The sequence below is a fragment of the Streptomyces sp. NPDC056224 genome (assembly GCF_042267665.1).
In the GTDB taxonomy this organism is placed as follows: domain Bacteria; phylum Actinomycetota; class Actinomycetes; order Streptomycetales; family Streptomycetaceae; genus Streptomyces.
This window is the reverse complement of the sequence record NZ_JBHJTK010000003.1, coordinates 145,873-158,800: the sequence shown is the minus strand read 5'-3', so window position 1 is coordinate 158,800 and position 12,928 is coordinate 145,873. Positions and strand designations below refer to the sequence as shown.

Below are 12,928 nucleotides of genomic sequence, written 5' to 3'. Positions count from 1 at the left end.
CGGCCGTCCCCCGGGTGTGCGTCTTGACGGCCGGCTTCCCCTGTCAAAGACGTCTCGGTCGCCGGCCGCCGGGCCGGACTCAACTCCCAGACCCGATCGGGGCTGTGGCTGCACGTCGCCCGTGCGGTCGAGGCCCTCCGACCCTGCTTGGTAGTGATCGAGAATGTGCGCGGCCTCCTCGCCTCCCCCGCCGGTTCCCCTGGCGACGTGGAATCCTGCCCGTGGTGTCTGGGAGACACCGCAGGTCAGCCTCCTCTGCGGGCACTCGGTGCCGTACTCGGATCCCTGGCCGACCTCCGGTACGACGCGAAATGGCTCGTGCTTCGCGCCTCTGACGTCGGAGCCCCGCACCGGCGCGAGCGGACCTTTCTCACGGCCTGGCCCGCCGGAGACCCTGCTCAAGACGCCGACCAGCAATATCGGCAAGAACGGCGGCTCCCAGCACCCGGCGAAGAGGAAGAGCGGGGGCCACGGTCCGAACCTGGCCGACGAGGTCGAGTGGCTCCTGCTGCCGACCCCGAAGGCGTCGGACGAGATCAAGGGATCTCCCAACCAAAGGCACGGCAACGGGGACATGACCCTGCCCAGTGCGGCGGCGTCGCTGTTGCCCAGGGCCGGCGACACGGGCACCCCGCGCCGCCGCCCCGGCAAGGGGTGGCGCCCTACCCTGCCAGGGGTGGTCCTGCCGCTGTGGGCGGAGCCGTCCCCGGAAGCCGAGGAGTCGAGCGGCGATGGGGACCGTACGCAGCCGCCATCGCCCGATGGGAGACGCTCACCCGCCCCGCGCCGGCGCCCACTGACGCGGCGGGGCGGCTACGTGCCGACTTCGTCGAGTGGATGCAGGGCCTCGACGCCGGCTGGGTCACCGCCACACCGGGACTCGGACGCCCGGCTCAGCTCATCGCGCTCGGCAACGGCGTCGTCCCCCAACAGGCCACTTGGGCTCTGCAGTTGCTGGCGCCACCGTTCCCGCGCTGTCCGCGCTGCGCGGCCGGGTAGCGGCTCCCTACCGGGTTTCCCCGGCCGGGCCAAACCGCGGATTCTCCGCATCCTCTCGGGCATGTCGCCGTCTCACAGATGGAGCACGCTCTCATGTCCGACACCAGCCCGACCGCCCTCGGCCCTGAGCCGTTCCGGGTCTCCGACGAGAACCTCGACGACCTCGCCAGCGCCCTCGCCAAGACCATCGCGGAGGTCAAACGCCACGGCGTCATCCTCGACCGCCTCGGCTCCGAGCCCGATCCCATACCCCCTGCCGATCAGCAGACGGACGGTGCTGCGGAAGCCGGGGCGGCCAGCCCCGAGAAGACCGACGGCCCCACCTCGGTGTTCATCCTCGCCCTGGGCGGCGAGGCATACGCCGTCGAACTCGCCGCCCTCAGCAACTGGGTGAACCACCTCCTCCTGCCGGTGTACGGCCGGGAGATCAGCACGACGCGTCCGTGGTGCGCGCAGTGGCACGAGCACCCGGAGGCCGTCGCCCGACTGCACGCCCTCTGGCTCGCGTGGCAGCAGCTCACCGACACCGAGGCGGGCCTGGCCGGTCCGTCGACCTGGCACCGCGACCACCTGGACCAGGCGCTGGTGCACCTCCGTGCCCCGGACGGTCCGTTCGCAGCGTGCACGACGAGCCCGACTCGCCCCAACCACCGGGTGCTGACCACTCCTGCCCCTCAGATGTCGGGGGTGGCGGCATGAACGACCGCTTCGGCTTCGCCTTCGATTTCGATCTCGACGAACTCGCCCCCGCTGATGCCGCGTCCGAGGAGGCGGTGGAGAGGTTCTGGTCCGGTGACCTGACGGCACTGTCCCAGCACCACACCACGCCCAACGGCTCCCACAGCTTCGTCGTCGCCCACGACCAGTCGGCCACCTGGGGAGTGCCTGGCGCGGCCCAGGTCATGGCCATCGCCGTCGCCCGGGATCTCACCCGGTTCACGTACACCCTGGAAACGAGCCACCACGCCACGGTGTCCTTCGCTCAGGCGTGGCTGGTCGAACGCGGCTGTCCGCCCGAGAAGATCGCCAAGATCCACGACGGCGTCATGGAGCCCACCGACGACCTCACGGTGTGGGTCGAGCGGCAGATCCGCGAGTCGGGCACCCGGTACGAGGTCCTCGACAGCCACACCTCGGACTCCGACCCGTGCGAGACATGGACGCTGACGCACGACTCCAGTGCCGCCCAGGCACCGATTCGGGTCTTCCACGAAGAGTGGGACAACGCCGCCAGCACGTACATGATGCGCGAGGGCGCCTTCGCCGACGTCGGCGCCGCCCGCGCCTGGCTGGACGACCGCAGCGGCCCGCTGCCGGAACCGCCGGAGTACAGCGATCACAACGGTGCCGTCGTCAGGGCCCGCATCGCCCGTATTGCCCTCGCCCGGTCGGCCGGTGCGTCCGCGACGCCGAAGGCCAGCCTGGACGCCACCCGTACGCCTCCGGTGGGACCGGTCCAGCGTCCGGTACAGGGGAGGCTGCTGTGAGCCACGCCCGCTTCGCCTTCGCCGCACACCCCGACGCCATCTCGGACCTCCGGGAACTTCCCGACAACATCCGCGATTTGGCTCTCCTGGAGCTGCAGAACCTGGTCCACGGAAGTGACGACTGCCTGCCGTTGAAGGGCCGCCTCGCCGGCTTCCACAAGGTCTACGTCGACCCCTCGATCTCGTACCGACTGGTGATCCAGTTCCGCCCGGCCCCACCGACCTCGAACCACCAGCGCGAGGTCTATCTCGTCGCTGCCGGAAGCCGGAAGGACTACGCGGTCTACCGCTCGGCCCACCTACGCACCGCCCCTCAGCAGATCACCGACACGGCCTCCGCCGACGAGGCCCGCGTCCAGGCCGCCCGGTCCCGTTCTTCCCTCACCGCCGGCTGCCCTACGGCCGCCGTCCCGGCAGCTCCTCCCACAGTGACCCGCTCCACGGCCGCCCCTTCCCGAAAGGTCCCCCAGCGATGACCGCCGACCGCGCCCCGCTGTCCCGTACCGGCCTGGCCGACCTCCTCACCGAGGCCGCGCAGAGCGTCTCCGGAATCCTCGCCGCCGAGTACCCGACGGTCGCCAGCCGCTCCTACCTACACCCTGTACTGGGCGCGCTGTCCGCCGGTCCGCACGTGGTGGGCGAACTGACTGACCGGCTCGAAGAGTTCATGGCCTCCGAGCCGCGTCCCGCCACGCCGGCGGGTCTGTTCACCCTGGCCTCCTACGCCTCCGCGCTGGGCTGGCTCACCGAGTCCCTCGCCGAGCTGACCACCGCCGTCGACCAGATCTGCACGCGCGTGGGCATCCCCACGGAACCTCGGGACCCGGCCTTCGCCGCGACCGAGGACGCCGAGGAGGAAGACGGGTTCAACTTCGCCTTCAGCGCGCTGGAGCTGGCGGCGATCCGCAGCGCCGCCGAGGCCGCCGGGCTCCCGCCGGGCGACTACGTCGACGTACTCTCCCAGTCGCTTCTCGCGGCCTCCCGGATCACCGATGCCTGCATGGAGATCTCCAGCGGCCTGCTCGAAGACGCCGCGTACGTCCTCGACGAGGCGGCCGACCGTATCTGGACGGGCGGCGAACCAGGGGGCCTGCCCACTCTGGTCCGTTCGCTGCTCGCCCGGATGGAGGCGGCCGAATGAACCCGCGCGATACGCCCGAACAGCCCTCCACCTTTCGCATCGGTTCGTTCGACGCCCAGCGCATCGAGGACGCGTTTTCCCTGATGGGCCCCAAGTGGACCACCTGGTCGGTAATGACCATGGCGCAGGAAGGCCGTCCCGTGCGGGTGCGGGATGTCGCCGCCAGGCTCCCCTTCATCAGCGAGCAACTCGTCGGCAAGCGACTGGCCGCCATGCACGCCGACGGACTGGTCACCCGAACCGACAAGCGCCATGGGGCTCCGTACCGGCTCAGCGCCCTCGGCGAGTCCCTGACGCACGTGCACCGCACCTTGGCCGAATGGTCTCGGAACTACCTGTCGCCCAGCGCGATGGCCGAAGCAGAACGTGTCGAGGATGCCGTACAGCGTCTGCGGCTGCGGCACTCCACCGCCATGATCCAAGTGCTCGACTCGGGCGGCCCTATGCGGTTCGTCCACATCGCCGAAGGCGTCGACCTGGACGTCAGCCTCACCCAGCATCGCCTCCTCCGGCTTCAGGCCGACGGCCTGGTCACCCGCACGGGCCCCCGCCACGGCGACGACCCCTACGTGCTGACCGATGCCGGCCGCGAGCTGGGCCCCGTCTACGCGACCGTCGAGCACTGGAGCGCCCCCTTGGCCACGCGGCGGACCCCTTCGCCCCTGTCCCCGTCTCGACGGCCCATCGGACCCACGCCGATATCCCGTTGGGGTCGAACGGCGCCCGGACCGCGGCGGCCCTGCGCCGGAGCGCTGCCGCACCGAGCGCCCTGTTCAGCCATGCTCCCCAGCCGCAATCGAGGGTGCCGGCCTCCGTGACCGCTCCGTCGGCCCCGGCACGGATCAGGTGATCCGGGTGGCGCCGAGAGCCAGAGGCACCCCGCCATCGCCACAGCGTCCGTGTCCGCGTGCGCTCCGGCCCTTCGCCGCGCTGCGCACGCGGGCGCGTTCCCCTCCTCTGAATCGCCTGGAGCTTCGACCATGTCCGCCCTTCTCGACCCGTCCCGCCACGACGAGGTACTGGTCAGCCCCATGTATCTCGCCGGCTCCAACGGGACCGGAGACGCTGGCTTCGCCCCCGTGGCCCACTGGCCGCACCACTACCTCGACGACGGCCCCTGCCAGCTCCTCGTCACCTCACCCGACCAGCGGATCCGGATCGGCTGGTTCGGCGACGACTTCGAGCTGTGGAGGATCACCGCGGCCGAGGAGGCCGTCGCCGCGCCCCGCTGGACGGCAACCTTCAACCACGTCACCCCGGCCGAGATCGTCGCCGGCCTCACCACCGCCCTGGCCCGCGACTACGCCGCATCCGACCCGTACGAGAACAACGGACGCTTCCTGGCGGACCCGTCGCTGTACTGGGCTGATGCCGTCCAGCCGCTGCTCGATGCCGGCTGGCGCCGAGGGGCAACCAAGTACGGAACCGTCGAGATCACCACTCCCGACGGGCTGGCGGGTGTCGAGATCGATGCCCTTCGCGGCGGGCGAGACTCCGAGGCCGTCATGCTGTGGGCTGGTCCCCGGGGCTGGGGTACGCGGGCGGAGGCGGTGTTCACGGCCCGCACTCCGTCCCATCTGATCGCTGCGACGGCGGCCGTCATGGCGAGTTCGGCCCCGGTGGTCCGTGAACGGCACATGGTCCACCGCGAGATGGAGCCGCTGGTCACGCTGACACCGGTCGTCCCGGCCGCCGATCCCCGGGTCTCTCGCTCTCCGACTCCGCTCGACGTACGCCGCACCGCTGTCACCGAGGCCGTACGCCGTGCCGCGCGCGTTCCGCGGACAGCAGCCGACCTCCGCGTGATGGCGGCCCAGAGCCGCACCACGTCCTCGGCGCAGAAGCGGTCGAGCGCCCTCGCGCCCGCAGCCGCAGCCCGGCCGCCGGCCGCTTCGTCGGCTCCCCGGCACAGCCGCTGACCCCCGCCCGGACCTTCCCGGACGCCCCCTCCGCCCCCTGGACAACAGGAGTTCCTTCATGCCCGACACCACCGCGCTCGACCAGGCCACTTCCGTGATCGAGAAAGCTTGGGACCAGCCCATCGAGGTCCTGGAAGTCCTCGCGGTCCGTCGCCCCTGCGACGACCCGCTCCTGCGCTCGGCCATGCACATCCGTACGGCCCTGGCCATCACCGACAACGCGGTGGCCGCTCACCAGGACCGTCTGCACGCCCTGACCCGGCCCGGGTACGTGCCGGCCTTCTACGAGCTGGACCGGCTCGTCAACTCGGCGGCCAACCTTCGCGTCGCGCTCGCGGAGAGCAGTGCGTACGTGCAGGCGATCCGGCGTGTGGTCGAAGCACGCGAAGCCGCCTCGGCCTCGGACCGGGGGCCGGCGGCGAACCTGTCCCGGGCCGCTGTCGCCCGCTCGGGGCTCGCTTCACATGCCCCGGGCCAGGTGCCCGACCAGCCTGTTCCTGCCGCTGTCGTCGGGCCATCGGCGCCCTCACCGGGGCCGCACCGCTGAACGGTCAGGCCGGGTCTTCGTCGTGGTGGGCGTCCTCGGTGCGAGCACCCACCACACGGGCCAATTCCTCCACCGTCAGCTCGACGTGCCGTCCTTCCGCGACCCGGTGCTCCACCACCGCTTCCTCGTCCGCCCACCTGTCGGACTGCGCACCGACGCCCCACTGACCGTCGGCGACCATCGCGATGTCACCCACGGTCCACGCCCGCCCGGCGGCGCGAATCTTGCGCTCCAGCCCGACCCCGTCCCCATGCCTGCCCGACTCCGTCATCACTGCTCCCCCTTCGGTCCCGTACGGCCCGCTGCCGTAACTCGAGTACGACAACCCCGGCCGCCGTTCCATTCCCGTGCCGCCGGCGTTCTGGACGTCTGCCCGCGATCAGTTCGCCCACGGCAGACGGGCCATCCCGGGAAACGACTACGGACTTCGGCACACCCCATGCCAACGTACGAGTGTCGGGAAAACCTCAGGTCAACGAAGGGATCGTCCCACCGTGAACGCCTCCGCCACCCTCCAGCCGGCGTCGTCCGCCCCGCCTTGGAAGACCGCCCGCCACTGGCTCTCCTCGGACCACTGCGCCACCCCGGTGCTCGAACTCCTCCACGCCCTCGACTGGACAGTCGTCGACACCCCGGAGGCCAACGTCCACGCGACGAGCCCGGACGGCCGCGTGTACGTCGGCTGGCTCCCCGAGGACCCCGCCGCCTGGACACACGACATCGTCTGGCGGGTCCAGGTGCAGCCCACTGAAGGCGACGCGTGGGTCCAGGAGTTCGATACCGACACCCCCGCATGGGCGGTGGCCGGGTTCGTCGCCGCCCTCGTCGCCCACTTCCCCCGCTGAATCGGTGAGCGGGCGGCACCACCAACCCGCCCCGCCCACCGTCACCTGTTCTCGGGGCCCGCCCTTCCTGGCCGACCGACCCGTCCCCGCTACTGCCCCAGCAGGAGGCTCCGATCGCACGCAGGCTCCTGGCGACCCGTCCCGGCTACCGCCGTAAGTGCGCCTTCGCCCGTCGCTGCACCTGCTACTACCTGCCCGGTCAGTACGGCCGCCACGCCATGTCTCTTCGCCGCCGTACCGCGCGCCGAGCCGAACGACGCCAGTGGCAGCGCGACCTCTCCGAATGGTGACCGAGCGCCCTGACGTCCACCGCCCTGGCCGTCCAGGGCCCCTCCCCAACACGAGGAATCCACGGTGCCGTTCCACGCCCCGCTCACCAACCACCACACCGACGGCACCCTCTGCCCGGCGGCCCACAAGCACACCAGCTCCGGCAAGCCGCTCCACGCCGACTGCCCGGGGCGCTCATACACCCAGGCCGTCTGCTCGTGCGGCGGCTGGGAGATGAAGCAGCGCGGCAAGGGCTACGTCAACGAGTGCCGCAAACGGCACCTCGCCGGCCACGCCCAGAAGCCGAAGATCCTCCGGGACCTGCTCCGTCTCGACAGTCCCTGACGCTCTAACCCGCCCACCCGTACCGCTCCCGGAGGCTTCCTTGCCCCAGTACATGACCGTCGGCCATCTGCTCCGCCAGCTCCAGGACCTGGATCCCACCCTGCCGATCCGCCTCGCCGTCAACCCCGACTTCCCCTTCACCCACTACGTGGGAACCGAGGTCGTAGTCCAAGACGGCAAGGCGTTCATCCCCGACGACGGCCAGGAGGGCTACCTCCCCACGTCGGCATGCGACGCCCTCACCTGGTCCTGACCCCTTCCCTGCTCTCCGGAGGCTTCCATCTCGTCACGCACCCTCCCGCTGCACGGCCTCGCCGTACGTACCATGCCGGACGGTGTACACGGCGCGCTGGTCCAGCGCGTCTCCTCCCGGCACGACGGCCCGCTCGACGTCACATGGCTCGCCGCCAGAACCCCGAAGCTCCCCCTCGGCCGCATTCGCCTCCACTGGGATCCCGCCTCTCGCTCCGGCCGGAACGTCACCGCCCACCTGGGCATGGCCACCACCGAGGTACACCTCGCCTCCTGGCCCGCCGCCCCGGACGACTGGCCGCGCCTGGTCCGCCCGACCCTCCACGAAGCCACCGGCCTGTGCGCCGCCCTCGCGTTCGCGACCGACGCCCTCGACCTCTCGAACCATCTCGCCGAGATCTGACCGAGAACCACAGAAGGCCGTCCTATGCCGGTCAGGCAGAGGGCGGCCTTGCCGTACGCCGTTGAGTAAGAGGGACCCAGCGATCCGTTGACGCAGGGATCCGAACGTTTTGCACACAGGCCCGACGACGAGCTACAGCCAGGAAGCGACGAGCAGGACGCTCCTCGATGTCTGACGCCCTGGCGAGACCCGGGCTCTTCGGAGAATTCTCCGCCAGACGCCAGTTCGGCCCGACGTCGGGCCGCAGGCCAGGGGGAGAAGCAGGGGCGCGTGTCGCGGAGTCTTCCTCGGCCGCCACCTCGCAACGCACTTCACGCCAACACCCCGAACTCCCTGACGAAGTATGGGAGATCTGACACTCGAGCAGGGGCGGACAGCAGCCGCGATCCATCTGAGCGCTCCGCCCGAAGTAGGCAGCACCGAAGCCCCGCCGGCAGTGGCGGGGCTTCCTGGCTTCAAGGGCGGCGCCTGACCTACGGCGCGGTGGCGAACCTGGCGGTCACTCGTCCTTGGGCTTGTCGTCGTAGGTGTTGTCGAACCAGTCGATGAATTCGCGGACGCTGCCGATCTTCGCGATCCGGGCGTGTAGGGCCTTCTGGTCGTGGCCGATGACGAACCATCCACCAGTCACCAGCTCGCCGCAGCCGCAGTAGCAGGAGCGGGCGTCGTGCGGGGCGTCAAAGTAGGTGATCGGGTTACGGGTCGTATCGACGGGCGTGGCCTTGCCGACGTAGGCGTCGTACACCTCGTCACCCGGCGTGAGGTACCTGCCTTCGATCGCCTTGCGTCCCCCTGCCACAGGGACGAGCTTGTCGATGGCGATGGCCATGCGAACCTCGCCCTCGTGGGAGAGCAGGGCGTAGCGCTCCTTCTCGGCTCGTTCACCCAGAACCCAGCACCCACGGTTGGCGTGGAAGAGGGCGTCATCGTCCATGACCGGGTCGAAGCCCACGATGTTGCGGCCGAGCTGGTCCTCCTGCGGGTTGACGTACCGCCTCGAACCAAGCGTGATGTGGATCATCGACTACCCCCATAGATGCATACCCAGGGCTCCCCACCCTGCGGACTATGTGGATCCTTGCACGACGGCTCAATACCTTCAACCCCTAGGACCCCAAGCTTGGAGCCCGTCGAGCGGGAAAACACTCGCCAGCCGCTGCCCGACGACGCCCCGGATCGATGCTCTCCAAGTCACCCTTGACGCAGGGGCATTCGGCGGCCAAGCGGCCAAGGGACAGAGGGGTTCATACCCCGCACACACGCCCCGACGAAATCTCCCAGAGGACCGTTTACACCGCAATCGTGGCAGGCATATGCTGCCGCCGAACGGAAGAGGGACAGCTCGTTCCGCCCTGGCAGGAAAGTTGAACGACCTTGGACCTCCGATCCGCACTGGCGGACCTCCTCGGTTCTCTCCGCAGCGTCGCGATTGACGGCATCGTCCCCGCCGCCGCGTTCGAGACACAGGTGGCACCGCTGGGCCTCGACAAGGACGCGCGGACGCGCCTCCTCTCCGAGCTGCGTAACTTGGGTATCCAGGTGTCCGACACCCCGTCCGTTGCCCGGCTCAAAACGTCCTCCCCTCGCGTGGGCTCTGCGTTCGACCTCCTGCAGCGATACGTGGAAGGGCGCCGGGTTACAGAACGGGCCTGGTCCGGGGTGATACGCCTGACGGGCTTGGATTCCTCGGAACAGGCCCGTTTCGATCAGCTGGTCCGGAAAGCCGGCATCGAGGTCGTCGGCCGGCGTCCGGGGCAGACCACCACGGCCACCGTGCGGCCCCCGGAAGGCACGGGCCCAAGGGCGACAACCGGGCAGACCTCTTCAAAGGCGGCCGGGCCAAAAGCACCCAAGCCCGTACCGCAGCCACGAGTTGCTCCGGCCCGGCCGGAGCTCCGCTCTGTCGTGGCACCGGTCGGCTCCGGGCCCACCCGAACAGCCACATATTCAGCCGAACCCATACCGCGCCACCTCATGCGCCCCATCGAGGCGGCGCAGCGCGTCCTGGACGAGGACCGGAGCAACGTCAGACCGGACAAGCGGATCCTCAGCGCGGATGCAGAAGTCGGGCTGAGTGTCCTCCTACGCGGCGGTCCCCGACGTATCGGAGTCGAGCCGACGGCCGAGGAGATCTCGGCCTTGCCGCGCGACGATCTCCGACGCCGAGCGTACGACTGCCTGGTCCTGCACAACCAGCGGCTCGCCTGGTCCTACGTCAAGGGGTTCATCGGTCAGGGCCTGGAGGACGAGGACCTCTTCCAGCACGGCATGCTTGGAGTAATGCGAGCTGCGCGGAAGTTCGACCCCGCGATGGGCTACAAGTTCTCGACCTACGCCTCGAACTGGATTCGGCAGAGCATGAGCCGGGCCGTCGCCGACGAGGGCGCCGCCATCCGCATTCCCGTGCACATGCACGAGACCATGCGGAAGGTCGCCCGCGTCGAGCGCGAGCTCCAGCGCGCCGGCCGACCACGTCGCGTCGCGGACGTCGCCGTCGCTGCCGACCTCTCGGTGCGCCAGGTCGAGGAGATACGCCGGATCAGCCGGGTCACCGACTCGCTCGATCGCGAGATCGGGGAGGGGGTGAATCTCGGCGACCTGATTGGCGAGCGCTGGGCGGCCCCCTCGGTCGTCGAGGCTGTCCTCGCCTTGCTGGAGGCTGAAGAACTCGCGGCACTCCTCGCCCGTCTGACAGAGCGCGAGGCCCTCGTCATCCGCCGTCGCGCTGGGGTGTTCGGAGAGGAGGAAGCAACGCTGGATGAGATCGGCAAGGACCTCGGCGTCACCCGAGAGAGAATCCGCCAGATTGAGAGCAAGGCCTACTACAAGCTGCGCGGATACGCCCTGGAGCGTCAGCCCGAACGGGGAGAGCCGAACGAGCCGGCGCGGTCCGTAGAAACAAAGCAGCCGATACGGACAGTCTCTGAGGTACAAACGACACCGTCGGCCAAGACCATTCAGCAGGCACCGGACGTGGTCAAGCACAAGGCCCCCGTTCCTCCCGCGCCCGAGGAATATGAGGGTGAGCCGGTCGTCCTGGATGTCGATGACGCGCCTCCCTACTCGCGTTGGGACATCGCGGTCGCACGCCACACTCTCTGGAAGCGCGACGAGCCCTGGATACTGGAGTACGCACGGCTGGCCCTGGGAGATGTCGTCCTCGACGACATCTTGGGCTCCGGGCACCTCGTCCCGGCCCGGCTCGCGGTCGCTCGTGGGCGTGCTGTGCCCGTCCTTACGGCCAAGGCACTACGGACCCTGGCCCATGTCCTGGAGTGCCTTCAGACGACGGGCCGGCGACCTGAGGAGTTCTTCGAGACACCTCAGGCCGCCACCTCCTCCCTTTCACCTCGCCAGGCCGTGCGCGAGGTCGAACTCGTCAGCGCGCAGGGGCGGGAACTGCTCACGAACGCCCTCGACGCCTTCCTCAAGCTGACGCCGTCCGCAGGCCCGGTCCCTGAGGCGGAACCGTCGTCCGCCCCCGTACCCGTGGCAGACCCCGCGCCCGTACCCGAGCCGGTCACCCAGGAGACGCCCGTGCCGCAGCGGAACGACACCCCTGAGGTCCCGGCTCCGCATGCCCCGGCGCCCGCCGATGCTCCGTACCAGGGCTGGACCGAGGCATGCCAGCTCCCGCAGACCCTCGACCGGAATGTCCACTGGATGTCCGGGTACGTGCTGCTCGCCCTTGGCCCGGCCGTCCTCGCCGATGTGCTCGGCGCCGACCCGGCGCGCGCCGTCGCCGACGCTTCCGAGAGGAAGCAGCTGTTGGACCGGCCGGTCGTCCTGGCGGTCGAGGTCCTCATGCGCGTCCTCAATGGTCTTCGCGCGCGGGAGCTGCGGCCCGAGGACTTCTTCGAGTCCTTCTTCGCCGCCTCGCTCGGCATGACCCCCCGGGCGTACCTGTCGGAGCACACCCTGGTGAAGCCTGATGGGCGCCTGGCCGTCTCCCAGGCGTTCGACGCGTTCCTCTCCACCCGACCCTCGGTCACCGCCCGCGTGCCTGTGTCCGCGTCCCCCACCGACGGCCCCGCGCCGACCACTGTCACGCCTCCCCGGCCAGCCACCGGCGGGCGGGCCTCCTCGGCCCCGATGGAGAGCGACCTTTCCCGCGCGGCCGAGGAACGGTACGAGCGCCGCCCCCTTGAGACGCGCGCACAGTACGAGCGCCGCCTCCGTGAGACCTGCGAACAGTACGAGCGCCGCCTCCGCACCGCCGAGGAAGGCCATGAGCATCGGCTCGGGGAGACCCGTGAGCACCACGGGCGCCAGCTCCGTGAGGTCCGGGAGCAGTACGAGCAGCGGCTCCGTGCTACCGGGGAGGAGGCCGGTCAACGGGTGTCGGCGCTGGAGGAGCGGCTGCGGGCGGCGGAGGCGGCCTTCGCCGAACAGGAGGAGGCCGGGCAGCTCGCGGAGCAGACGGCAACCGCGCGGGTACAGGCTGCTGAGCAGTGGGCGCGACAGCGGGTCACAGAGGTGGAGCAGGCCGCGCAGGCTCGGGTCGCCGAAGCGGAACAGGCCGCGCAAGCCGCGCAGGCACGTGTCGCAGAACTGGAGGAGCGGGTGAAACCCGACCCAGCCCCGTCGGCCCCACCTCCGCCCGCCGAGTCTCAGGGCCCCGACCCGCGCAAGTGGTGGCGTCGCCGCTGACGCCCGGGACGGGCGGCCACTACGGAGTACTGCGTCCCTGCCCACCTCCCTCCCGACGATCCAGGAGAGA

General features: G+C 70.2%; 15 protein-coding genes. 13 read left to right on the top strand and 2 right to left on the bottom strand.

What is annotated here, in order from left to right; translation table 11 throughout:
- The first annotated feature begins 102 nt into the window (after positions 1 to 102).
- From ACFCZ1_RS06410 to ACFCZ1_RS06375, 8 genes are all read left to right on the top strand, one after another.
- Positions 103 to 999: a DNA cytosine methyltransferase gene (locus ACFCZ1_RS06410; RefSeq protein WP_376677398.1), complete on the top strand. Its 897-nt coding sequence runs from the start codon at positions 103 to 105 to the stop codon at positions 997 to 999.
- Between the two features lie 93 nt (positions 1,000 to 1,092).
- Complete coding sequence (locus tag ACFCZ1_RS06405; protein WP_376677230.1) at positions 1,093 to 1,698, top strand: DUF4913 domain-containing protein; 606 nt, start codon at positions 1,093 to 1,095, stop codon at positions 1,696 to 1,698.
- Complete coding sequence (locus ACFCZ1_RS06400; protein ID WP_376677229.1) at positions 1,695 to 2,486, top strand: glycosyl hydrolase; 792 nt, start codon at positions 1,695 to 1,697, stop codon at positions 2,484 to 2,486. Before ACFCZ1_RS06405 ends, ACFCZ1_RS06400 begins: the two co-directional genes overlap by 4 nt.
- Positions 2,483 to 2,962 carry a hypothetical protein gene (locus ACFCZ1_RS06395; RefSeq protein WP_376677228.1) on the top strand — a complete coding sequence of 160 codons (480 nt, stop codon included), beginning with the start codon at positions 2,483 to 2,485 and terminating at the stop codon, positions 2,960 to 2,962. Before ACFCZ1_RS06400 ends, ACFCZ1_RS06395 begins: the two co-directional genes overlap by 4 nt.
- Positions 2,959 to 3,627 (top strand): hypothetical protein, encoded by a 669-nt coding sequence (locus ACFCZ1_RS06390; RefSeq protein WP_376677227.1) that lies wholly within the window; start codon positions 2,959 to 2,961, stop codon positions 3,625 to 3,627. The genes ACFCZ1_RS06395 and ACFCZ1_RS06390 overlap by 4 nt, the downstream gene beginning before the upstream one ends.
- Complete coding sequence (locus tag ACFCZ1_RS06385) at positions 3,624 to 4,445, top strand: winged helix-turn-helix transcriptional regulator (protein WP_376677226.1); 822 nt, start codon at positions 3,624 to 3,626, stop codon at positions 4,443 to 4,445. The genes ACFCZ1_RS06390 and ACFCZ1_RS06385 overlap by 4 nt, the downstream gene beginning before the upstream one ends.
- A 162-nt stretch (positions 4,446 to 4,607) precedes the next feature.
- The gene (locus ACFCZ1_RS06380; protein WP_376677225.1) at positions 4,608 to 5,546 is read left to right on the top strand and encodes a DUF317 domain-containing protein; all 939 of its coding nucleotides are present in this window, start codon (positions 4,608 to 4,610) and stop codon (positions 5,544 to 5,546) included.
- Positions 5,547 to 5,604: 58 nt separating this feature from the next.
- On the top strand, positions 5,605 to 6,093 hold the full coding sequence (locus ACFCZ1_RS06375) for a hypothetical protein (RefSeq protein ID WP_376677224.1): 489 nt from the start codon (positions 5,605 to 5,607) through the stop codon (positions 6,091 to 6,093).
- Positions 6,094 to 6,097: 4 nt separating this feature from the next.
- Here the strand turns inward: ACFCZ1_RS06375 and ACFCZ1_RS06370 are convergent, their stop codons facing one another.
- The gene (locus tag ACFCZ1_RS06370) at positions 6,098 to 6,364 is read right to left on the bottom strand and encodes a hypothetical protein (RefSeq protein ID WP_376677223.1); all 267 of its coding nucleotides are present in this window, start codon (positions 6,362 to 6,364) and stop codon (positions 6,098 to 6,100) included.
- Positions 6,365 to 6,587: 223 nt separating this feature from the next.
- Between ACFCZ1_RS06370 and ACFCZ1_RS06365 the strand changes: the two genes are divergently transcribed.
- The 4 genes from ACFCZ1_RS06365 (at position 6,588) to ACFCZ1_RS06350 (ending at position 8,208) form a co-directional block, all read left to right on the top strand.
- Positions 6,588 to 6,938: a DUF317 domain-containing protein gene (locus ACFCZ1_RS06365; RefSeq protein ID WP_376677222.1), complete on the top strand. Its 351-nt coding sequence runs from the start codon at positions 6,588 to 6,590 to the stop codon at positions 6,936 to 6,938.
- 354 nt (positions 6,939 to 7,292) lie between these two features.
- On the top strand, positions 7,293 to 7,553 hold the full coding sequence (locus tag ACFCZ1_RS06360) for a hypothetical protein (protein ID WP_376677221.1): 261 nt from the start codon (positions 7,293 to 7,295) through the stop codon (positions 7,551 to 7,553).
- A 40-nt stretch (positions 7,554 to 7,593) separates the two neighbouring features.
- Entirely contained in the window at positions 7,594 to 7,806 is a 213-nt protein-coding gene (locus tag ACFCZ1_RS06355) for a hypothetical protein (RefSeq protein WP_376677220.1), read from the top strand.
- Between the two features lie 72 nt (positions 7,807 to 7,878).
- Entirely contained in the window at positions 7,879 to 8,208 is a 330-nt protein-coding gene (locus tag ACFCZ1_RS06350) for an esterase (protein WP_376677219.1), read from the top strand.
- 499 nt (positions 8,209 to 8,707) lie between these two features.
- Here the strand turns inward: ACFCZ1_RS06350 and ACFCZ1_RS06345 are convergent, their stop codons facing one another.
- Entirely contained in the window at positions 8,708 to 9,229 is a 522-nt protein-coding gene (locus ACFCZ1_RS06345; protein WP_376677218.1) for a hypothetical protein, read from the bottom strand.
- Between the two features lie 953 nt (positions 9,230 to 10,182).
- Between ACFCZ1_RS06345 and ACFCZ1_RS06340 the strand changes: the two genes are divergently transcribed.
- Positions 10,183 to 12,858, top strand: coding sequence for a sigma-70 family RNA polymerase sigma factor (locus ACFCZ1_RS06340; RefSeq protein WP_376677217.1), 2,676 nt, complete (start codon positions 10,183 to 10,185; stop codon positions 12,856 to 12,858).
- Positions 12,859 to 12,928: the final 70 nt, after the last annotated feature.

What these genes read in the sequence shown, in the direction of transcription:
- ACFCZ1_RS06405 (WP_376677230.1), top strand. Translation starts at nt 1,093, where the DNA reads ATGTCCGACACCAGCCCGACCGCCCTCGGCCCTGAGCCGTTCCGGGTC.
- ACFCZ1_RS06400 (WP_376677229.1), top strand. Translation starts at nt 1,695, where the DNA reads ATGAACGACCGCTTCGGCTTCGCCTTCGATTTCGATCTCGACGAACTC.
- ACFCZ1_RS06390 (WP_376677227.1), top strand. Translation starts at nt 2,959, where the DNA reads ATGACCGCCGACCGCGCCCCGCTGTCCCGTACCGGCCTGGCCGACCTC.
- ACFCZ1_RS06385 (WP_376677226.1), top strand. Translation starts at nt 3,624, where the DNA reads ATGAACCCGCGCGATACGCCCGAACAGCCCTCCACCTTTCGCATCGGT.
- ACFCZ1_RS06380 (WP_376677225.1), top strand. Translation starts at nt 4,608, where the DNA reads ATGTCCGCCCTTCTCGACCCGTCCCGCCACGACGAGGTACTGGTCAGC.
- ACFCZ1_RS06375 (WP_376677224.1), top strand. Translation starts at nt 5,605, where the DNA reads ATGCCCGACACCACCGCGCTCGACCAGGCCACTTCCGTGATCGAGAAA.
- ACFCZ1_RS06370 (WP_376677223.1), bottom strand. Translation starts at nt 6,364, where the DNA reads ATGACGGAGTCGGGCAGGCATGGGGACGGGGTCGGGCTGGAGCGCAAG.
- ACFCZ1_RS06350 (WP_376677219.1), top strand. Translation starts at nt 7,879, where the DNA reads ATGCCGGACGGTGTACACGGCGCGCTGGTCCAGCGCGTCTCCTCCCGG.
- ACFCZ1_RS06345 (WP_376677218.1), bottom strand. Translation starts at nt 9,229, where the DNA reads ATGATCCACATCACGCTTGGTTCGAGGCGGTACGTCAACCCGCAGGAG.
- ACFCZ1_RS06340 (WP_376677217.1), top strand. Translation starts at nt 10,183, where the DNA reads ATGCGCCCCATCGAGGCGGCGCAGCGCGTCCTGGACGAGGACCGGAGC.